This is a genomic window from Mesorhizobium sp. 8 (assembly GCF_006351905.1).
GTDB lineage: Bacteria > Pseudomonadota > Alphaproteobacteria > Rhizobiales > Rhizobiaceae > Mesorhizobium > Mesorhizobium composti.
In genome coordinates this window covers 2,752,490-2,771,055 of the sequence record NZ_CP040914.1, presented here as the reverse complement: position 1 = coordinate 2,771,055, position 18,566 = coordinate 2,752,490, and the positions used below count along the sequence as shown (strand labels likewise).

Annotated in this window: 21 protein-coding genes; 7 read left to right on the top strand and 14 right to left on the bottom strand. The window is 66.1% G+C overall.

Going from position 1 to position 18,566, the window contains the following annotated elements; genetic code table 11:
• The first annotated feature begins 72 nt into the window (after window positions 1–72).
• The gene (locus tag FGU64_RS13490) at window positions 73–1,329 is read left to right on the top strand and encodes a ubiquinone biosynthesis hydroxylase (RefSeq protein ID WP_139953694.1); all 1,257 of its coding nucleotides are present in this window, start codon (window positions 73–75) and stop codon (window positions 1,327–1,329) included.
• A gap of 34 nt (window positions 1,330–1,363) precedes the next feature.
• Complete coding sequence (locus FGU64_RS13485) at window positions 1,364–2,596, top strand: Xaa-Pro peptidase family protein (RefSeq protein ID WP_139953693.1); 1,233 nt, start codon at window positions 1,364–1,366, stop codon at window positions 2,594–2,596.
• A 22-nt stretch (window positions 2,597–2,618) separates the two neighbouring features.
• On the opposite strand, the gene FGU64_RS13480 is transcribed toward FGU64_RS13485, so the two are convergent.
• On the bottom strand, window positions 2,619–2,981 hold the full coding sequence (locus FGU64_RS13480) for a YciI family protein (RefSeq protein WP_139953692.1): 363 nt from the start codon (window positions 2,979–2,981) through the stop codon (window positions 2,619–2,621).
• Window positions 2,982–3,158: 177 nt separating this feature from the next.
• Here FGU64_RS13480 and FGU64_RS13475 point away from each other — a divergent pair, with 177 nt between their 5' ends.
• Window positions 3,159–3,596 (top strand): OsmC family protein, encoded by a 438-nt coding sequence (locus FGU64_RS13475; protein ID WP_139953691.1) that lies wholly within the window; start codon window positions 3,159–3,161, stop codon window positions 3,594–3,596.
• 33 nt (window positions 3,597–3,629) lie between these two features.
• Here FGU64_RS13475 and FGU64_RS13470 read toward each other — a convergent pair whose 3' ends face one another.
• The 7 genes from FGU64_RS13470 to FGU64_RS13440 all read right to left on the bottom strand — a co-directional run bounded on the left by FGU64_RS13470 (window position 3,630) and on the right by FGU64_RS13440 (window position 9,610).
• Window positions 3,630–4,745, bottom strand: coding sequence for an FAD-dependent oxidoreductase (locus FGU64_RS13470; RefSeq protein WP_139953690.1), 1,116 nt, complete (start codon window positions 4,743–4,745; stop codon window positions 3,630–3,632).
• 4 nt (window positions 4,746–4,749) lie between these two features.
• Window positions 4,750–5,388, bottom strand: a complete 639-nt coding sequence (locus tag FGU64_RS13465) for a DUF480 domain-containing protein (protein ID WP_139953689.1) — start codon at window positions 5,386–5,388, stop codon at window positions 4,750–4,752.
• Between the two features lie 175 nt (window positions 5,389–5,563).
• On the bottom strand, window positions 5,564–6,343 hold the full coding sequence (locus tag FGU64_RS13460) for a succinate dehydrogenase iron-sulfur subunit (protein WP_139953688.1): 780 nt from the start codon (window positions 6,341–6,343) through the stop codon (window positions 5,564–5,566).
• 11 nt (window positions 6,344–6,354) lie between these two features.
• Window positions 6,355–8,187, bottom strand: coding sequence for a succinate dehydrogenase flavoprotein subunit (gene sdhA / locus FGU64_RS13455; RefSeq protein WP_139953687.1), 1,833 nt, complete (start codon window positions 8,185–8,187; stop codon window positions 6,355–6,357).
• Window positions 8,188–8,190: 3 nt separating this feature from the next.
• Window positions 8,191–8,574 (bottom strand): succinate dehydrogenase, hydrophobic membrane anchor protein, encoded by a 384-nt coding sequence (sdhD, locus tag FGU64_RS13450; RefSeq protein ID WP_139953686.1) that lies wholly within the window; start codon window positions 8,572–8,574, stop codon window positions 8,191–8,193.
• Between the two features lie 6 nt (window positions 8,575–8,580).
• Window positions 8,581–8,994: a succinate dehydrogenase, cytochrome b556 subunit gene (gene sdhC / locus FGU64_RS13445; RefSeq protein WP_139953685.1), complete on the bottom strand. Its 414-nt coding sequence runs from the start codon at window positions 8,992–8,994 to the stop codon at window positions 8,581–8,583.
• A gap of 238 nt (window positions 8,995–9,232) precedes the next feature.
• Window positions 9,233–9,610 carry a hypothetical protein gene (locus FGU64_RS13440; RefSeq protein ID WP_348639770.1) on the bottom strand — a complete coding sequence of 126 codons (378 nt, stop codon included), beginning with the start codon at window positions 9,608–9,610 and terminating at the stop codon, window positions 9,233–9,235.
• A 314-nt stretch (window positions 9,611–9,924) separates the two neighbouring features.
• On the opposite strand from FGU64_RS13440, the gene FGU64_RS13435 reads away from it, so the two are divergent.
• Window positions 9,925–10,275 carry a hypothetical protein gene (locus FGU64_RS13435; RefSeq protein WP_136356768.1) on the top strand — a complete coding sequence of 117 codons (351 nt, stop codon included), beginning with the start codon at window positions 9,925–9,927 and terminating at the stop codon, window positions 10,273–10,275.
• Here FGU64_RS13435 and FGU64_RS13430 read toward each other — a convergent pair.
• Window positions 10,259–11,479, bottom strand: coding sequence for a GGDEF domain-containing protein (locus tag FGU64_RS13430; protein WP_139953683.1), 1,221 nt, complete (start codon window positions 11,477–11,479; stop codon window positions 10,259–10,261). The two genes, FGU64_RS13435 and FGU64_RS13430, sit on opposite strands and share 17 nt — an antisense overlap.
• Before the next feature lie 72 nt (window positions 11,480–11,551).
• Entirely contained in the window at window positions 11,552–12,742 is a 1,191-nt protein-coding gene (locus FGU64_RS13425; protein WP_139953682.1) for a GGDEF domain-containing protein, read from the bottom strand.
• 134 nt (window positions 12,743–12,876) lie between these two features.
• On the opposite strand from FGU64_RS13425, the gene FGU64_RS13420 reads away from it, so the two are divergent.
• Window positions 12,877–13,188: a hypothetical protein gene (locus FGU64_RS13420; RefSeq protein WP_136356774.1), complete on the top strand. Its 312-nt coding sequence runs from the start codon at window positions 12,877–12,879 to the stop codon at window positions 13,186–13,188.
• Between the two features lie 107 nt (window positions 13,189–13,295).
• Here FGU64_RS13420 and FGU64_RS13415 read toward each other — a convergent pair whose 3' ends face one another.
• From FGU64_RS13415 to FGU64_RS13400, 4 genes are all read right to left on the bottom strand, one after another.
• Complete coding sequence (locus FGU64_RS13415; RefSeq protein WP_136356776.1) at window positions 13,296–13,436, bottom strand: DUF1127 domain-containing protein; 141 nt, start codon at window positions 13,434–13,436, stop codon at window positions 13,296–13,298.
• A gap of 242 nt (window positions 13,437–13,678) precedes the next feature.
• Window positions 13,679–14,338 (bottom strand): peroxiredoxin, encoded by a 660-nt coding sequence (locus FGU64_RS13410; RefSeq protein ID WP_139953681.1) that lies wholly within the window; start codon window positions 14,336–14,338, stop codon window positions 13,679–13,681.
• Between the two features lie 177 nt (window positions 14,339–14,515).
• A complete protein-coding gene (locus tag FGU64_RS13405; protein WP_136356780.1) occupies window positions 14,516–14,887 on the bottom strand; it encodes a cell division protein ZapA in 372 nt (123 codons plus the stop codon).
• A 4-nt stretch (window positions 14,888–14,891) separates the two neighbouring features.
• Window positions 14,892–15,164 (bottom strand): DUF4164 domain-containing protein, encoded by a 273-nt coding sequence (locus tag FGU64_RS13400; RefSeq protein WP_136356782.1) that lies wholly within the window; start codon window positions 15,162–15,164, stop codon window positions 14,892–14,894.
• A 268-nt stretch (window positions 15,165–15,432) separates the two neighbouring features.
• Here FGU64_RS13400 and tkt point away from each other — a divergent pair, with 268 nt between their 5' ends.
• Together tkt and gap are read left to right on the top strand one after the other, a co-directional pair.
• Window positions 15,433–17,421: a transketolase gene (gene tkt / locus FGU64_RS13395; RefSeq protein ID WP_139953680.1), complete on the top strand. Its 1,989-nt coding sequence runs from the start codon at window positions 15,433–15,435 to the stop codon at window positions 17,419–17,421.
• A 104-nt stretch (window positions 17,422–17,525) separates the two neighbouring features.
• Window positions 17,526–18,536, top strand: a complete 1,011-nt coding sequence (gap, locus tag FGU64_RS13390; protein ID WP_136356786.1) for a type I glyceraldehyde-3-phosphate dehydrogenase — start codon at window positions 17,526–17,528, stop codon at window positions 18,534–18,536.
• Window positions 18,537–18,566 lie beyond the last annotated feature (30 nt).

Below are 18,566 nucleotides of genomic sequence, written 5' to 3'. Positions count from 1 at the left end.
AACAGGATGGACGGGCAGTCAAGTTCGACAGGGCGGCGAAGCGGCGGAACGAAGCCGGAAAAGAGGAGCGGAATGGCCAGGCAGTCGACGGATGATCGCGCGGTGCTGGACGTCCTTGTGGCGGGCGCCGGCTATGTCGGGCTCGCCGCGGCCGTTTCGCTGAAGCAGGCACGGCCGAGCCTCGAAATCGCCGTGGTGGATGCCGCGCCGGCGGGTGCCTGGCAGCGCGACGGGCGCTGCTCGGCCATCGCCGCCGCCGCCAGCCGCATGCTCGACCGGCTCGGGGTCTGGGCCGAGCTTGCCAGCCAGGCGCAGGCGATCACCGACATGGTCATCACCGATTCGCGCGCCGCCGATCCCGTGCGGCCAACCTTCCTGACCTTCGACGGCGAGGTGGCGCCGGGCGAGCCCTTCGCCCACATGGTCGCCAACCGCGACCTCAACGGCGCGCTGCGCCGGCAGGCCGAAAAGCTCGGCATCGACCTGATCGAGGGCATGGCCGTGCAAGGCTTCGACACCGGCGCCGGCAGCGTCACCGTGCATCTGGCCGACGGCGCCACGCTCAAGGCGCGGCTGCTGGTCGCCGCCGACGGGGTAAAGTCGCGGCTGCGCGACATGGCCGGCATCAAGACGGTGCGGTGGGAGTACGGCCAGTCCGGCATCGTCTGCACGGTCGGCCACGAGCGGCCGCACAACGGCCGCGCCGAGGAGCATTTTCTGCCTGCCGGCCCCTTCGCCACGCTGCCGCTGAAGCCGGCCGAGGACGGCACCAACCGCTCCTCCATCGTGTGGGCGGAGCGCAGCGCCGACGCCGATGCACTGGTTTCTGGCGACGACCTCGTCTTCGAAATGGAGCTGGAACGCCGCTTCGGCCTGAAGCTCGGCGAAATCCGGGTCCTGGACAAACCGCGCGCGTGGCCGCTCGGCCTGACGCTGGCGCGCGCCTTCGTGGCGCCGCGGCTGGCATTGGCGGGCGACGCCGCGCACGGCATCCATCCCATCGCCGGCCAGGGCCTCAACCTCGGCTTCAAGGATGTCGCGGCGCTCGCCGAAGTGGTGGTGGAGGCCGACCGGCTGGGGCAGGACATCGGCGCGCTCGACGTGCTGGAGCGCTACCAGCAGTGGCGGCGCTTCGACACGCTGTCCATGGGGGTGACGACAGACGTGCTCAACCGGCTGTTTTCCAACGACATCGGCCCGCTGCGCGCCGCGCGCGACCTCGGCCTCGGGCTGGTCGAGAGGATGCCGCGGTTGAAAGGCTTCTTCATCCGCCAGGCGTCAGGGCTTTCGGGCGATACGCCGCGCCTTTTGCGCGGCGAGGCGATCTGATTCCAGACAATCGAGCAACGGAACAGGTGACAGCATGACCATCGGCGTGGGCGGTTCCAGCCCGGAAGAAGAACTGCGCAAGCTGACGTCGAAGCGCGATAGCGTGGCTCCCATCGGGCAGGACGAGCGGCGGCAGCGGGTGGCACGCGCCCAGGCGCTGATGCGCGAGCAGGGCATTTCCGCACTCTATCTGGACGCCTCCACCTCAACCTTCTATTTCACCGGCCTGCGCTTCCACGGCAGCGAGCGCATGCACGGCGTCGTCATTCCCGCCGAGGGTGAGCCGGTGCATATCAGCCCAGCCTTCGAGGAGGCCAAGCTGCGCGCGCTGATCGAGGATGCGGGAGCCGGGCCGGCAACGGTGCGTTGCTGGCAGGAGAACGAGGACCCGGCAGCCCTCGTCATCGACATTCTCGACGGCATGGGGCTTGCCGGCGGCACGCTGGCCATCGACCCGATGACGCCCTTCTTCCGCGCCGACGCGCTGCGCCGGGCCGGCAATAGCTATGATTTCGTCAACGGCGCGACGATTACAGACGCCTGTCGCCGCATCAAGTCGGCCAACGAGATCGCCATCATCAGGACGGCGATGAACCTGACGCTCGACGTGCAGCGCGCTACTGCGCGCATCCTGCGGGAGGGCATGACCACGACGGAGGTGGCCGCTTTCCTCACCGAAGCGCATCTGGCGCTCGGCTTCGACGGCGCGCCCGCCTTCCGCATCGTGCTGTTCGGCGAGCCGACCGCCTATCCGCACGGCGTGCCCTACCCGCAGACGCTCAAGAGCGGCGACATGGTGCTGGTCGACGTCGGCGGCGCCTTCCACGGCTACAATTCCGATCTCACCCGCTCCTATGTCTTCGGCGAGCCGAACGCCCGCCAGCGCGAAATCTGGAGCATCGCCAAACGGGCGACCCAGGCCGCCTTCGACGCCGCGAAACTCGGCGCGCCCTGCGAGGCGGTGGACCGCGCCGCTCGGCGCACCATCGAGGCGGCGGGGCTTGGGCCGGGCTACGCAACGCCCGGCCTGCCGCACCGCACCGGCCACGGGCTCGGCCTGGACGTGCATGAGGAGCCCTACATCGTCGAGGGCAACGCCACGCGGCTCGAAGCCGGCATGTGCTTCTCCAACGAGCCGATGATCTGCGTCTACGGCGAGTTCGGGGTGCGGCTGGAGGACCACATCTACATGGCCGACGACGGCGCGCACTGGTTCACCGAGCCGTCGCCGTCGATCGACGATCCGTTCGGACAGGGCACCCAGTAGGGAACGGCTGTCAGGCCAGAACCTATTGATCCGGCTCTGGTATATCGTGGATCGCGCGCACCTCGACCATGCCCATCGCTGCCAGCGGGATGTCGGCGGCGATGGCGACCGCCGCGTCCATGTCGCTTGCCTCGATCATGACGAAGCCCAGCAACTGCTCCTTCGTTTCGGCGAACGGGCCGTCGCTGACCAGCACCTTGCCGGCGCGCTTGCGCACGGTCCTGGCTTTCCTGACCGACTCCAGCGCCTCCGCCGCGACCAGATGGCCTTGCGCCTCCAGCTTCCGGTCATAGGCGAGCGAGTCGGCGTCCAGTTTCACGGCTTCCGCTGGCGACAGGCCGTGAAGCGCACTTTCCGCGTGATATACCAGGCAGATATATTTCATTTTTTCCGGTTCCTCCGTCGGTTGACAGCCCAAGGACGGTGCCGCATCGGCGAAGCCGACATTTTTCCCGCATCGATTGTCAACTCTGCGGCCGAACGCGCGATGGCCTTCGCGCCGTGCCGCGCTATAGTCATGACGACTGCCGGCATCGGGCCGGCCGCATTGAAGGAGATCGCCATGAATCGTCACGCCACCGCCATCTGGAAGGGCACGCTGACCGAGGGAAGCGGCACCCTCGACACGCAAAGCGGCGCCTTCGCCAAGCAGCCCTATTCGTTCAAGGGCCGCTTCCAGGACGAGAGCGGCAAGTCGGGCACCAATCCCGAAGAGCTGATCGCGGCGGCGCATGCCGGCTGCTTCGCCATGCAGCTTTCGCATTTCCTCGCGGAGAACGGCACGCCGGCGTCCGAATTGAACGCCGAGGCTGTCGTCACCTACGGGCCGGCCGCCGGCGGCGGCTTTGAGATCACCGAAAGCGCGCTCAAGCTCACCGGCAAGGTGCCGGGCATCGACGCCGCCAAGTTCAAGGAACTGGCCGACAAGGCCAAGGCAGGCTGCCCGGTGTCGAAGGCGCTGGGCGCCATCAAGGTGACGCTCGACGCCAAGCTGGCATAACGGCTGTCCGCCACCCGAAGCCGGAAACGCCGATCAGATCAAGCCGAGAAAAGTCGCGAGTTCTCGCGCGGCGGCGCTTCCGGCCCGGTTGGCCCCGATGGTGGACGCCGACGGGCCGTAGCCGACCAGATGGATGCGGGGGTCTTTCTTCACCTGCGTCGCCAGTCGGCCCGTCATGACGATGCCGCCATCGTCCTCGCGGAGCTGCAAAGGCCCCAGATGATCGAGCGAGCTGCGGAAGCCGGTCGCCCACAAGATGACATCGGCTTTCTGCTCCGAGCCGTCGGGCCATCGCACACCATGTTCGGTGATTTCGCTGAACATCGGCAGCCTTCTCAGCGCGCCGCGATCCCGGGCGGCCTGCAAGGCCGGCGTGAGTGGAATGCCGGTGACGGAAACGACCGAGCCCGGGATCAGGCCGCGCCGGACCCTGTCTTCGACGATGGCGACGGCCGCGCGTCCGTCTTCCGGCGTGAAGGAGCCTTCGCGGAAGCGTGGCTCGCTGCGCGTTACCCAGGTCGTGCCGGTGACTTTCGAGATCTCGTCGAGATGCTGGAGCGCCGATATTCCGCCTCCGACGATGACGACGTGCTTTCCGGCGAATTCCTCTGCGCTACGATAGTCGCGCGTGTGGAGCTGCCTTCCCTTGAACAGTTCGCTGCCCGGATAGGCGGGGATATAGGGCGTCTCCCAGGTTCCCGTGGCGTTGATGATGCCGCGCGCCGAGAACGCCTCGTGATCCGTTTCGATCCGCAGCCGCCCGAACCGCTCGCAAACCACCTTGACGGTGACGGGCCGGTAGATGGGCAGGCGATACCTGCGTTCATAGCTGGCGAAATATTGCGGCACCGCCTCGGATGCCCTGGCCTCGCCCGCGCTCGTATCGACGGCCTCGGAAAATTGCATGCCCGGCAGATCGTGCACCCGGTTGACGGTGCTGAGGGTGAGCGACGGCCATCGATGCTGCCAGGCGCCGCCCGGCGTCGGGTTCCTGTCGAGGACGACGAACTGCCGTCCCGCAGCAAGGCCCAGCCTGCCAAGGTGATAGGCTGAAGACAGGCCGGCCTGGCCGGCGCCGATGACGACGATATCCGCCCTGAAGACCGCGCTCGCCTGTGCCGCTGAAGGCGCCGGCTCCTGCTCGCTCACGAACTCATCCGCCGACGGCGTCGAGCCGCGCCTTGAGCGCCGTGATTTCCTCCTCCAGAACCCTGACCCGCTCCTCAAGGGTGGAAAGCGCGGACGGATCGGAGCTCGGCGCACGGCCTGCGGCAATTGCCGAGACGTCGACCTCGCCGGAAAGCAGATGTGCGAAGCGGTCTTCGCGCTGGCCGGGGCCGCGGCCGATTTCCTGCACCAGCGGCGGACGGCGGCCGATCAGCATGTCGAGTTCGCCGCGCACGGCGTCGGCATCGGCGAAATTCGCCATCCGTTCGGCGCGAGCCGTGAGTTCGTGCACCGTCTGCGGGCCGCGCAGCAGGAGCAGGCCAATGAGCGCGCCCTGGTTGCGGGTCAGCGAGAATTTCTGCGCCATCTGGTGCTCGTAGCGCTCGACGCGCGAGGCGAATTGCTGGCGCACCAGCCCCTTGGTCTGAAGCGTGGAAAGCGCGCGGGCTATATCGACGGGCTCCAGCGCCATGACCGGCTCGCGCGAGGTCTTCTGGTTGGCGGCGGCGAGAAGCGCGTTCGACGTCATCGGATAGACGTCGGGCGTCAGCTCCTTCTTCTCGATCAGGCAGCCGAGCACACGCGCTTCGGCGGGAGAGAGGACAGGGAGGTCGGTGTCAGTCATCTTGGCCCACTCTCGCTCCGTCTCTACATTGTAGGTGCGTCCTTCGAGGCTCGCTCCGCTCGCACCTCAGGATGAGGACCGTATGGCGCTCCGGTCTACGGCGCCTCAAATTCGATGTACGACCTTCCTCATCCTGAGGCGCGAGCGGAGCGAGCCTCGAAGGACGCACATATAATCAGACCCTCCGCTCCACCATCATCTTCTTGATCTCGGCGATCGCCTTGGCCGGGTTCAGGCCCTTGGGGCAGGTCTGCGTGCAGTTCATGATGGTGTGGCAGCGATAGAGCCGGAAGGGATCTTCCAGGTTGTCCAGGCGCTCGCCGGTCGCCTCGTCGCGGGAATCGATCAGCCAGCGATAGGCCTGCAACAGCACGGCCGGGCCGAGATACTTGTCGCCGTTCCACCAGTAGCTCGGGCAGGCGGTGGAGCAGCAGGCGCACAGGATGCACTCGTAGAGCCCGTCGAGCTTCTCGCGGTCCTCATGGCTCTGCAGCCATTCCTTGGCCGGCTCCGGCGAGACGGTGTGCAGCCACGGCTCGATCGAGGCGTGCTGGGCGTAGAAGTTCGTCAGGTCCGGCACGAGATCCTTGACCACGGCCATATGCGGCAGCGGGTAGATCTTCACCGGCCCGGAAATGTCGTCGGCGCCCTTGGTGCAGGCCAGCGTGTTGGAGCCGTCGATGTTCATGGCGCAGGAGCCGCAGATGCCCTCGCGGCAGGAGCGGCGCAGCGTCAGCGTCGGATCGATCTTGTTCTTGATCCACAGAAGCGCGTCCAGCACCATCGGCCCGCAATCGTCCATGTCGACGAAATAAGTGTCGATGCGCGGGTTTTCGCCGTCGTCCGGCGACCAGCGGTAGATCTTGTATTCGCGCAGGTTCGTGGCGCCTTCGGGCTTCGGCCAGGTCTTGCCCTGCCGGATCTGCGAGTTCTTGGGGAGAGCGAGTTCGACCATTCGTCAGCGCCTCAATACACCCGCGCCTTGGGCGCGATCTTCTTCGGGTCGATGCCGCCTTCGGCGAGCGGCAGCGTCGTCTCGGTATGCACCGGGCGATAGGTGAGCTTCACCTTGCCGTCAGGCGAAAGCCGGGCCAGCGTGTGCTTGCGCCAAGTCTTGTCGTCGCGGGCGGAGAAATCCTCGCGGGCATGCGCGCCGCGGCTCTCCTTGCGCGCCTCGGCGCCGTAGACGGTGACGATGGCGTTGGCCATCAGGTTCTCCAGCTCCAGCGTCTCCACCAGATCGGAGTTCCAGATCATCGAGCGGTCGGTGACGTTGAGGTCCTTCAACTCGCCCCACAGTTCGGAGATGCGCTTGCAGCCGTTCTCCAGCGAGTCCTGCGTGCGGAACACCGCCGCGTCCTCCTGCATGGCGCGCTGCATCTTCTCGCGCAGAACGGCGGTCGGTGTGCCGCCGTTGGCGTGCCGCAGCCGGTCGAAACGGTCCATGATCCTTTCCACCGACGCCTCGTTGGCTGAGGGCACGGCACTGTTGCGGTCGATCACCTGGCCGGCGCGGATGGCGGCGGCACGGCCGAAGACGACGAGATCGATCAGCGAGTTGGAACCGAGCCGGTTGGCGCCGTGGACGGAGGCGCAGCCCGCTTCGCCCACCGCCATCAGGCCCGGCGTGACGCGGTCCGGCTCCCTGGCGGTCGGGTTCAGTGCCTCGCCCCAGTGGTTGGTCGGGATGCCGCCCATGTTGTAGTGCACCGTCGGCAGCACCGGGATCGGCTCCTTGGTGACGTCGACGCCGGCGAAGATCTTGGCCGATTCCGAAATGCCGGGCAGGCGTTCGTGCAGCACGGCCGGGTCGAGGTGGTCGAGGTGCAGGAAGATGTGGTCCTTGTTCTTGCCGACGCCACGGCCTTCGCGGATTTCCAGCGTCATGCAGCGCGAGACGACGTCGCGCGAGGCGAGGTCCTTGGCCGACGGCGCATAGCGCTCCATGAAGCGCTCGCCCTCGGAATTGACCAGGTAGCCGCCCTCGCCGCGCGCGCCTTCGGTGATCAGGCAGCCGGCGCCGTAGATGCCGGTCGGGTGGAACTGCACGAATTCCATGTCCTGGAGCGGCAATCCGGCACGTGCGGCCATGCCGCCGCCGTCGCCGGTGCAGGTGTGCGCCGAGGTGGCGGAGAAATAGGCGCGGCCGTAGCCGCCGGTCGCCAGCACCACCATTTTCGCCGAGAAGCGGTGAATGGTGCCGTCGTCGAGATTCCAGGCGACGACGCCGGTACAGGTGCCATCCTCGTCCATGATGAGGTCGAGGGCGAAATACTCGATGAAGAACTGTGCATGGTTCTTCAACGACTGGCCGTAGAGCGTGTGCAGAATGGCGTGGCCGGTGCGGTCGGCGGCCGCACACGTGCGCTGCACGGGCGGGCCGTCGCCATAGTTCATCATGTGGCCGCCGAACGGCCGCTGGTAGATCTTGCCTTCCTCCGTGCGGGAGAAGGGCACGCCGTAGTGTTCCAACTCGTAGACGGCTGCGGGCGCCTGCCGCACCATGTATTCCATGGCGTCGACGTCGCCCAGCCAGTCGGAGCCCTTGACGGTGTCGTAGAGGTGCCACTGCCAGCTGTCCGCGCCCATGTTCTGCAGCGAAGCGGCAATGCCGCCCTGCGCCGCGACCGTGTGGGAGCGGGTCGGGAAGACTTTCGTGATGCAGGCGGTCTTCAGGCCCTGCTCGGCCATGCCCAGCGTGGCGCGCAGGCCGGCGCCGCCGGCGCCGACGATCACCACATCGAACTTGTGATCCACATAGGTATAGGCCGAGCCCTTGGTGTTCTGTGTCTGGGCCACGGCTCAGCCTCCGAATGCAAGCTTGGCGAGGGCGAACAGGCAGACGCCGCCGACCGCCACGGTGAAAAACGTGTTGAGGATGGAGAGGCCCAGCCGGTTGCCCTGGCTGTGGGCGTAGTCCTCGATGATTTCCTTCATGCCGAGCCGCATGTGGTCGAGGCTGATGACGATGAACAACGCCATGGCGATGGCGACCAGCGGATGCGCCAGCGAAGCGCGGACCTCGGCAAAGCCGGCGCCCTTGAGCGACCAGATCCAGCCGACGACGAACAGCGTCAGCACCGCGAGCGCAAGGCCGGAGACGCGCTGGCGCCAGAAGCCGCCGGTGCCTTCGCGCGCCGCACCCAGGCCACGCACCTTCTTGAGAGGGGTTTCCATGTCGCGCATGTCAGGTCATCCGATAGCGAAATACACCGCCCACACGGCGAGCGTGAGCAGGACGGAGCCGATGATCGTCGCCCAGCCGAGCTTCGAGGCGGTGTGCTTCTCGAGGCCGGCGCCGGTATCCCAGATGAAATGCCGGATACCGCCGAGAAGATGATGGAACATCGCCCAGGTGAAGCCGAACAGCACGAGCAGGCCGAACCACGAGTGAACGATGCCGTCGACGAAGGTGAAGTAGCTCTCCGACGTCGCGGCAGCGGCCAGCCACCAGGCGACCAGCAACGTGCCGACATAGAGCGCGCCGCCGGTGATGCGGTGCAGGATCGACATCGTCATGGTGATCGGCCATCGATAGACCGTCAGATGCGGCGAAAGCGGCCTCTCTCGCAAAACAGGGCCTTGGGTGGCTGGTGATCGGCTCATGGCTCCCCCAGTTCGGCGCCCTTCCGCGCCATGCGGAAAACGGCATCGCCGTTCCGGACGCGACATTGGACAGCGGCTTTCTAGAACTCTTTTTGCACCGCGTCAAAGTCGGAAAATCGTTCCGGAATGCTCATTTAGTCTGATTTAACGGCGCCGCCCGCTTTCAAACGGTTGAAGTGGAAACCGCCGCGGGCGCGGGCGTTGCCGGCGCTCCTGGCATATCCGAAACGGTTCGCTGTCAGCGCGTGCAGGGCATCGGCGGATGGCCGCCGGTCATCACCAGCGCCTCGTTGCCGTCGATGACGATGGCGTCGTGCGACTGGCCGTAGCGGCTGGTCTGGCCGGCGGGCGAGGCCGGCAGTTCCTCGGTCACCCCGTCGGGGCCGAGCAGCCTCAGCGAGGTGCCGAGGTTCTGGATAGTCATCATGCCGCCGTCGGCGCAGCTGTAGGTGGCGGTGCGCGGCTGCGAGGCATTGTCCTGCAGCACTGTGGCGGGAGGCCGGCCGGGTCCGGGTACGACGGCGCCGGTCGAGGCGGGCGCGCCGGACCCCGATACGCAGCCCGAAAGCGCGCCGATAAGCGAAAGGGCGAGCGTCACCCGGACTGTGCGGCGCATCGCCATATCCTGTCTCCCAAGGCGAGATTGCCGGGCGCCCGCCGCAAGATCAAGGCGGCCGCGCGGCTTTTCCTCAAGCGATTATCGGGCGATTGCCGGACGCCTGGCGGATCATCGTCTGGACGAAAAAGGCGCCGGCAAGGCCGCGGCCGGGGCCGGCAGCCGCCGTTAACCATATTCGGCGAAGCCGCCCCGGAGCAGCGGCCAGGCGCTTAACAAAGGTTAAGAAAAGGTTAACGTGTCGATTCGAGGAGGCTTTCCCCTGCCGGCCTTTGGGCCGAAGGGGCTGCCTGTACCCGAAAGGATGACGCGCCATGCGTTCGAAAATCTGCCTGCGCCTCGCAATGCCCCTGCTCGCCGCCGCCGTCGCCGGCTTTGTCCTGCCGGCCTCGGCTCACGAGCGCGACCACGTCTATGCCGATTCGTTCGGCAACCTGGTGATCGAAAGCGCCGCCGGCTACAAGCGCATCATCGTCGGCGAGGGCAAGCTGGCCAGGGAGCTTTCGGCCTATGTCGATGCCGGCCGGCCGAAGGTGGAATATCTGGATCGCTCGGCGGCTTTCTACGGCGGGGATTGCTACCGGCCGCCGGTCTTCGTCAAGGGCCGCAGCTACATGTACGGCCTTTCCGACGGCGAGATGCCCGAACTCAGCCCGTGCCGCTGACGCTTCGCGACGCGCCGTTGCCGTTGCCGTTTGGAAAGGCGCTTGCTTCGCCCGCGATCCTGACCTGGTCGCGGCCGGCCTTCTTGGCTTCGTAGAGCGCGGCGTCGGCGCGCCGCATCATGTCGCGGAAGCTCTCCAGCGGCTGCAGCTCGGCGACGCCGAAGCTCGCGGTGCAGCGGTGGTTCAACGGCAATGAATCGATCGGCAGGGCGCCGAAGGAACTGCGCGTGCCTTCGGCGAACAGGCGCGCGGCGGCGAGATTGGTGCCGGGCAGGAGGACGGCGAATTCCTCGCCGCCGATGCGCCCGGCGATATGACCGGACACCCCGGTCTCGCGCAGGAAGGCGGCGAAGCTTTCGATGACGCGGTCGCCGCTGGCGTGGCCGTAGGTGTCGTTGACCGCCTTGAAGTGATCGAGATCGGTGAGCACCAGCGAGACCGGCATGCCGTGACGCGCGGCGCGGAGCAGGACGGTTTCGGCCTGCCGTTCGAAGCCGCCACGGTTGAGCAGGCCCGACAGCGCGTCGATTTCCGAACGCGCGGACGCTTCGCCCAGCGCGTCGCGCACCAGGATGACGAGGATCAGCAGCGCGATCGCCACGGCGAACACCGTTCCGAGCGACTGCGAGACCATCGCGTAGACGGTGCCGTTGTAGGATTGCGGATTGGCGCCCCAGCCGCCGAGCGCCGCGGCAAGGAATGGCTTGCTGACGAACTGCGCCGCGCTCAGCGCCAGCACCGTCATCAGCAGGCGGGCGAGCGGATCGCGCTTCCTGTTTCCAACCCAGACGATGGCCAGGCCGATCAGCTGCATGACGGCATAGGGAAACTGATAGGCCATCATCCGCGCCGGGGACTGGCGCGGCAGGTCCTGCACGATGGCGACGGTGACGGTGGCGGCGGCGACGAAGGCGAGCATGGTCAGCCATGGCGTTGTGACCGCGTACTTGGCCGCCAGCCCGGCGTTGAAGACGGCGGTGGCGACGAGCAGCACCGCGAACGCCACCACCACCGCGGGAATGGCGTCGTGCAGCGTCGGGATCGCTAGTTCGACGATATAGTAGCCCATGCCGATTAGGTAGGCGGCGGCCATCCAGCGTGCCGCGAGGCGGCGCCCGTCATAGGCGGCGACCGCCATGAAGGCCGCCGCCAGCAAGCCGGCGACGGCAATGTTGATGCTGAGGATGAAGCTGGCGCCGCTCATGTCTGTCCCGTCGAGACGGTACCAAACCATCGAGCGGCGAAGATCAGGTTAACGCGACGGAAGTTCGCGCAGTCAGCCGGCCAGCTTCAATTCGGGCGCGGTATGAGGCCGCTCGTAGGATATGCGCACGCTGTCGCGGCCGTTCTGCTTGGCCTTGTAGAGGGCCTCGTCGGCGCGCCGCATCATCGGTTCCAGCGGCTCGTTGCCCGAACGCGAGGCGACGCCGAAGCTGGCGGTGATCCTGACGCCGGACGGCAGGCCTCCGACCATGCCCGACGAGAAGGCGACGCGAACGGCTTCGGCGAGCATGCGCGCGGCCGCGAGATCGACGCCTGGCAGGATCAACGCGAATTCCTCGCCGCCCAGCCGCCCGGCGATGCCGCGGGTGCCCGCCGCCTGTTGCAGGCGCCCGGCGAAGTCGGCGATGACCCGATCGCCGGCCTGGTGCCCGTAGATGTCGTTGATCGCCTTGAAATGGTCGAGATCCGCCAGCACCAGCGCGACCGGCATGCCGGCCCGGTCGCAGCGGTCGAGCAGCAGGGTGGCCCGTTCCTCGAAGCCGCGCCGGTTGAGCAGCTTGGACAGCGGATCGGTGCGCGCATCGCTCGACAGCGTCGTCACCACGTCGAGCGCGGCCGCGCTGAGCAGCGTGAGCGCGAGCAGCAGGGACAGCACCGCGTGCGACAGCAGCGCCGTCGTCCAGTAGGTCGAGCGGTAGAAATCCTCGTAGTCGGCGAAAGCGCCGTGCAGGCCGATGACCAGCACCGTGCGGACGAAGAAGTTGGCGCTGGCCACGAGCGAAAAAACCAGAAGGGCTGTTTCGATCGGCCCGTTGCGGCGCACATGCCGCAGTTCTGCCGCCGCCAGCAGGCTGATGCCGCCGAGGGCGAAATTGATGGCAAAGATGCGCCAGGTGATGTTGGAAAAGACGAACATGAACCAGCAAAGGCTGGCCAGTCCGCCGAGGGCAAGCACGCCGATGGCCGCGAAGGGCACGCGCCGGCCGCTGCGGGCGATGATGGCCCCGGCGATGCAGCTTCCCGCGGCAAGGAAGCCCATGTTGGAGATGAGCTTGGTGGCCGTGAAGCCGAACGGCAGGATGAAATACTGCAGCAGGAAGCCGCTCGCCGCGCAGACATAGCCTGTCGCCAGGACAGCGAGATAGCGCCGTTGCCGTTGATAGAACCAGAGCACGGAAAAGGCCGTCGCCAGCACCAGCGCGATGGACGGGTTGAGCAGAGCGATGAGGAGTCTTGAGTCCAATGGAACGCCCTGGCCGGTTGCCGTCGCGTCAAGCAGCCTAGACCTCAAGCCCAAACAACGCGTTAAGGCAGGAGCGCCGGAACCGGCGGACGTTGCCGGCGTTTCCCATGGCAAGCCGGAGGGAAGAAGAGACCATGGCCGAAACCGTCACTTTGACCGACCACCAGACCATCCGCGACTGGGCCGCCGCGCGTGCGGGCGCGCCGGCGGTCGTCGACGTTTCGCCGGAAGCCGGGACCCAGCCGATGCTGCGCATCGTCTTCGGCCAGCATGCCTATGAGGATACCGACCGGCCCGAGCGCCCGGCCAATGCCGGCGGCTATGAGCTGGTCGAGTGGGACGAATGGTTCAGAGTATTCGACGAAGCGCGGCTGGCGATGGTTGTCGCTGCTGACCGGCCCGGACAGCGGGAGGAATTTCACGAATTCGTGCGGCGGGAAGATTGATCGACCCCGCAAAAACAAACCCGCCGGACAGGGTCCAGCGGGCTCGGAGCCAGCGGCGCCGCCTTTCGGCGCGCCAGGCGTCGGCTCTACTTTCCGGCGTTACCGGCTCAGATCGAGGCGCGGGCGACGCGCTCGATGTCGGCGCGGGCGATGCCCAGGTCGTTGAGCTCGCGGTTGTCGAGACGGCTCAGCTCGCGGACGGTCTGGTTGAAACGGCGCCAGTTCTTGTAGCTGCGGATCAGGTTCATGGTTCTCTCCATCGGGTTGGGATCAATTCGATGCCGCTCAGATAGGCGGTCCCGATCGAGAGATGAAGAGATGCTTTTGCATAGCGGCAATGCGTTTGTGCATTGCAACATTAAAGGATCGTAAACAGCCAAAAGCGGGCGCTCGATGCCTTATGACGTACGGGAAGGGGCGCCGGCTCCATTCCATGGTGCGGCGCACAACGAGCCGGCCGCGCGGTTTCGCGCGGCCGGTCGCAGGAGGCTCAGGCGCTCGGCTGCTTGGCCTTGCGGATATAGGGCAGGATGGTCTCGAAGGCGCCGAAGCGCTTGACCGCGTCCTCGTCGGACACCGAGCCGGCGATGACGATATCCTCGCCCGGCTTCCAGTCGGCCGGGGTGGAGACCGGGAACTTGGCGGTGAGCTGGATGGAATCGATGGCGCGCAGGATTTCCTGGAAGTTGCGGCCGGTCGACATCGGGTAGGTGAGGATCAGCTTGATCTTCTTGTCGGGGCCGATGACGAAGACCGAGCGCACGGTCTGGTTGTCGGCCGGCGTGCGGCCCTCGGAGCTGTCGCCGGCATTGGCCGGCAGCATGTCGTAGAGCTTGGCGACCTTGAGTTCCTTGTCGCCGATCATCGGGTAGTTGACGGCGTGGCCGGTCGCCTTCTGGATGTCGCCCTTCCATTTGACGTGGCTTTCAACCGGGTCGACCGAGATGCCGACGATCTTGGCGTTGCGCTTGTCGAACTCGCCCTTGAGGCCAGCCATGGTGCCGAGCTCGGTCGTGCAGATCGGCGTGAAATCCTTGGGATGCGAGAACAGCACGGCCCAGCCGTCGCCGATCCAGTCGTGGAAATGGATCGGGCCGTCGGTGGTGTCGGCCGTGAAATCCGGTGCGATGTCGTTGATACGAAGGCTCATGGGACTTCCCCGCTGCTGGATGTGAAGAGGACGCGGATGCCGGCGGCATCGCTCGACCCTGATCATAAGACTAGCGCAAAAGCCGACGGAAGGAAATTTCCGACAGCGGCAAGGGCTGTTTCCGGTATGGATTTCCGGGAAAGCGACGATCCGTGAAAATTTATCGCGGTCGAGACGCTACTGGGCGGCCTTGCGCACCGCCAACGTGCCGGCAAGGTCCTCCATGCGCTGGGCGAGCGCGCCCAGCGCGCCGGTCAGCGCGGCGTCGTTCTTGTCGGCCTTGGTCAGTGCGTCGTCGCGCGTCTTGCGCAGCGTCTGGACCTCGCTCTCCATGCCCTTGATGCGCTTTTGCAGTTCCGACAGTTCGTCCATGACCATGATGCCGGCCATGACGGTGAGCCGCTGGTCGCCGATCTCGCCGAACGAATCCTTCAGGTGCGAGACGTAGCGGTCGAAGCGCTGGGCGAGGTCGATCAGGTGTTCTTCCTGCCCCTCGTCGCAGGCCATGCGGTACTGCTTGCCGTCGATGGAAACGGTAACCTGCGCCATGACCTCACCTGTCCAAAACGGCGCGGATGGTTTCCATGGCGGTCACCAGCCGGCGCGACACTTCCTTGTTGGCGTCTTCCAGCCGTTCGGCGCGCGCTTCGGAATTGTCGAGTTCCTGCGCCAGCCGCGAACGGTCGGCGTTCATGCGCTGCACTTCCGCCTCGGCCTCGGAATAGTCGCGTTCGTGCTCCAGCCGTTCCGCGACGACGTTTTCCAGGCCTTCCATGGCCTTGCCGAGCCTTGCGATGACTTCCTTGAGCGTGGTTTCGCCGGTCATGGTTCCGTCGGGGCCTCTCCCCATCACCGAATCGCGCGTGTTCAGAACGCGTTAAGTGCGAAACATTAGGCGGCGGATGAAACAAACGTCAATCAAGCCGCGTCCACTATCCCCCGCAAAGGCCGAATTGAGCGGACAATGCGACAAGTTTACCGGCGCGATCCTTATTTAAATCGATTTAGGTTTTATTGACTCAGGCCGCCGGCCTGCTATGTGTCGCGCCAGCCTTCCCTATCGTCTGCCCCGACCCGTCTACATGGAGGAAACCATGGTTTCGCGCGAACAACACGACCGGATGGCGAACGCCATTCGCTTTCTGTCCATGGATGCGGTCGAGAAGGCGAATTCAGGCCATCCGGGCCTGCCGATGGGCTGCGCCGACATCGCCACCGTTTTGTTCACGCGCTTCCTGAAATTCGATCCCAAGGCGCCGCACTGGGCCGACCGCGACCGCTTCATCCTGTCGGCCGGCCACGGCTCGATGCTGCTCTACTCGCTGCTCTACCTGACGGGCTACGAGGATATGACGATCGACGATATCAAGAATTTCCGCCAGCTCGGCGCGCGCACCGCCGGCCACCCGGAATACGGCCATGCCGCCGGCATCGAGACGACCACCGGGCCGCTCGGCCAGGGCATCGCCAATTCGGTCGGCTTCGCGCTCGGCGAGCGCATCATGAACGCCGCCTTCGGCAACGACCTCGTCGACCATTACACCTATGTGCTTTGCGGCGACGGCTGCCTGATGGAAGGCGTCTCGCAGGAAGCGATCTCGCTGGCCGGGCACCTGAAGCTCAACAAGCTGATCGTCTTCTGGGACAACAACAACATCTCCATCGACGGCCCGGTCTCGCTCGCCGACAACACCGACCAGGTCGCCCGCTTCCAGGCGTCGGGCTGGAACGCCACGCATATCGACGGCATGGACCCGGAAGCCATCGCCTACGCCATCGAGGCGGCCCGCCATTCCGACAAGCCGACGATGATCGCCTGCAAGACGACCATCGGCTTCGGCGCGCCGACCAAGGCCGGCACCAACAAGGCGCACGGCTCGCCGCTGGGTGCGGAGGAAATCGCCGGCGCGCGCAAATTCTTCAACTGGACCGACGCTCCCTTCGAGATCCCGGCCGATATTCTTGCCGCCTGGCGCGAGGCCGGCAAGGCCGGTTCCAAGCCGCGCGCCGAGTGGGAAAGCCGCCTCGCCAAGTCGGACAAAAAGGCCGAGTTCGAGCGCCGCATGGACGGCAAGCTGCTTCCCGGCCTCGACAAGGTGATCGCCGACTACAAGAAGAAACTGACCGCCGACAAGCCGAAGGTCGCCACCCGCAAGTCGTCGGAAATGGCGCTGGAGGTCATCAACGGCTTCCTGCCCGAGACGATCGGCGGTTCGGCCGACCTGACCGGCTCCAACAACACCAAGACCAGCCAGACCAAGAACATCACGCCGGACGACTACGGCCAGCGCTACGTCCACTACGGCATCCGCGAGCACGGCATGGCGGCGGCCATGAGCGGCTTGACGCTGCATGGCGGCATCATCCCCTACGGCGGCACTTTCATGTGCTTCACCGACTATGCGCGGCCGTCGATGCGGCTCGCCTCGCTGATGGGCATCCGCTCCATCTACGTCATGACGCACGATTCCATCGGGCTCGGCGAAGACGGGCCGACGCACCAGCCGATCGAGCATCTGGCGGCCCTGCGCGCCATTCCGAACCACAACGTCTTCCGCCCGGCCGACGCCACCGAGACGGCCGAATGCTGGCAGCTTGCGCTGGAAAGCGAGAAGACGCCGTCGACGCTGGCGCTGACGCGGCAGAACCTGCCGGCGCTGCGCACCGAGTTCGTGGCGGAAAACCTTTGCGCCAGGGGCGCCTACGAACTGGCTTCGGCCGAGGGCGGCGAAGCCGAGGTCTCGATCTTCGCCACCGGTTCGGAGGTCGAGATCGCGCTCGGTGCCCGCAAGCTCCTGCAGGAGAAGGGGCACCCGACCCGCGTCGTCTCCGTGCCCTGCTTCGAGCTGTTCTTCGCGCAGGACAAGGCCTACCGTGAAAAGATCCTCGGCAAGGCGCGCGTCAAAGTCGGCATCGAGGCCGCCATCCGCCAGGGCTGGGACGAAATCATCGGCACCGATGGCATCTTCGTCGGTATGACCGGCTTCGGCGCCTCCGGCACCATCGAGCAGCTCTACCCGCATTTCGGCATCACGGCGGAAGCGGCTGCCAAGGCGGCGCAGGCGCGGCTCGCCGGCAAGTGAGTTCCGGCGCCGTGAGGCCTCGGCCCGCGGCGCCACAGGGTTGAAACCCGCGCCGGCCTGGCCGGTGCACAGAACCGGCGGTTACCGCCGCCCAGGAGAAGCACATGACTGTCAGAGTTGCCATCAACGGTTTCGGTCGCATCGGCCGCAACATCCTGCGCGCCGTCTATGAATCCGGCCGCAAGGACATCGACATCGTCGCCGTCAACGATCTCGGCCCGGTCGAGACCAACGCGCACCTGCTGCGCTACGACAGCGTTCACGGCCGCTTCCCGCATGAGGTGAAGGTGGACGGCGACACCATCTCCATCGGCTCGGGCAAGATCAAGGTCACCGCCGTGCGCGATCCCGCGCAGCTTCCGTGGAAGGACCTCGGCGTCGACATCGCCCTGGAATGCACCGGCATCTTCACGTCCAAGGAAAAAGCCTCCGCCCACCTGACCGCCGGCGCCAAGCGCGTCATCGTCTCGGCTCCCGCCGACGGCGCTGACCTGACTGTCGTCTACGGCATCAACCAGGACAAGCTGACCAAGGACCACATCGTCATCTCCAACGGCTCGTGCACCACCAACTGCCTGGCGCCGATGGCCAAGGTGATGAACGACCTCGTCGGCCTCGAGAAGGGCATGATGACGACGGTGCATTCCTACACCGGCGACCAGCCGACGCTGGACACCATGCACAAGGACCTCTACCGCGGCCGTGCCGCCGCCCTTTCGCAGATCCCGACCTCGACGGGCGCTGCCAAGGCGATCGGCCTCGTCCTGCCGGAACTGAAGGGCAAGCTGGACGGCATCTCCATCCGCGTGCCGACGCCGAACGTCTCGCTGGTCGACCTGAAGTTCGTCGCCGGCCGCAACACGACGGTGCAGGAGGTCAACGACGCGCTGATCGCCGCTTCCGACGGCAAGCTCAAGGGCGTCATGACCTACACCCGCGCCCCGCTGGTTTCGAGCGACCTCAACCACGATCCGCATTCGGCGACGATCCTTCTCGACCAGACCAAGGTGATCGACGGCAACTTCGTCAACATCCTCGGCTGGTACGACAACGAATGGGGTTTTTCGAACCGCATGGCTGACGTCACGGCGACCTTCGCCAAGACCATCGCCTGAACGGGCTGAAGTTTTCGAGAATGGGAGACG

What these genes read in the sequence shown, in the direction of transcription:
- FGU64_RS13490 (WP_139953694.1), top strand. Translation starts at nt 73, where the DNA reads ATGGCCAGGCAGTCGACGGATGATCGCGCGGTGCTGGACGTCCTTGTG.
- FGU64_RS13485 (WP_139953693.1), top strand. Translation starts at nt 1,364, where the DNA reads ATGACCATCGGCGTGGGCGGTTCCAGCCCGGAAGAAGAACTGCGCAAG.
- FGU64_RS13480 (WP_139953692.1), bottom strand. Translation starts at nt 2,981, where the DNA reads ATGAAATATATCTGCCTGGTATATCACGCGGAAAGTGCGCTTCACGGC.
- FGU64_RS13475 (WP_139953691.1), top strand. Translation starts at nt 3,159, where the DNA reads ATGAATCGTCACGCCACCGCCATCTGGAAGGGCACGCTGACCGAGGGA.
- FGU64_RS13465 (WP_139953689.1), bottom strand. Translation starts at nt 5,388, where the DNA reads ATGACTGACACCGACCTCCCTGTCCTCTCTCCCGCCGAAGCGCGTGTG.
- FGU64_RS13460 (WP_139953688.1), bottom strand. Translation starts at nt 6,343, where the DNA reads ATGGTCGAACTCGCTCTCCCCAAGAACTCGCAGATCCGGCAGGGCAAG.
- sdhD (WP_139953686.1), bottom strand. Translation starts at nt 8,574, where the DNA reads ATGCGCGACATGGAAACCCCTCTCAAGAAGGTGCGTGGCCTGGGTGCG.
- sdhC (WP_139953685.1), bottom strand. Translation starts at nt 8,994, where the DNA reads ATGAGCCGATCACCAGCCACCCAAGGCCCTGTTTTGCGAGAGAGGCCG.
- FGU64_RS13440 (WP_348639770.1), bottom strand. Translation starts at nt 9,610, where the DNA reads ATGCGCCGCACAGTCCGGGTGACGCTCGCCCTTTCGCTTATCGGCGCG.
- FGU64_RS13435 (WP_136356768.1), top strand. Translation starts at nt 9,925, where the DNA reads ATGCGTTCGAAAATCTGCCTGCGCCTCGCAATGCCCCTGCTCGCCGCC.
- FGU64_RS13430 (WP_139953683.1), bottom strand. Translation starts at nt 11,479, where the DNA reads ATGAGCGGCGCCAGCTTCATCCTCAGCATCAACATTGCCGTCGCCGGC.
- FGU64_RS13420 (WP_136356774.1), top strand. Translation starts at nt 12,877, where the DNA reads ATGGCCGAAACCGTCACTTTGACCGACCACCAGACCATCCGCGACTGG.
- FGU64_RS13415 (WP_136356776.1), bottom strand. Translation starts at nt 13,436, where the DNA reads ATGAACCTGATCCGCAGCTACAAGAACTGGCGCCGTTTCAACCAGACC.
- FGU64_RS13410 (WP_139953681.1), bottom strand. Translation starts at nt 14,338, where the DNA reads ATGAGCCTTCGTATCAACGACATCGCACCGGATTTCACGGCCGACACC.
- FGU64_RS13405 (WP_136356780.1), bottom strand. Translation starts at nt 14,887, where the DNA reads ATGGCGCAGGTTACCGTTTCCATCGACGGCAAGCAGTACCGCATGGCC.
- FGU64_RS13400 (WP_136356782.1), bottom strand. Translation starts at nt 15,164, where the DNA reads ATGACCGGCGAAACCACGCTCAAGGAAGTCATCGCAAGGCTCGGCAAG.
- tkt (WP_139953680.1), top strand. Translation starts at nt 15,433, where the DNA reads ATGGTTTCGCGCGAACAACACGACCGGATGGCGAACGCCATTCGCTTT.
- gap (WP_136356786.1), top strand. Translation starts at nt 17,526, where the DNA reads ATGACTGTCAGAGTTGCCATCAACGGTTTCGGTCGCATCGGCCGCAAC.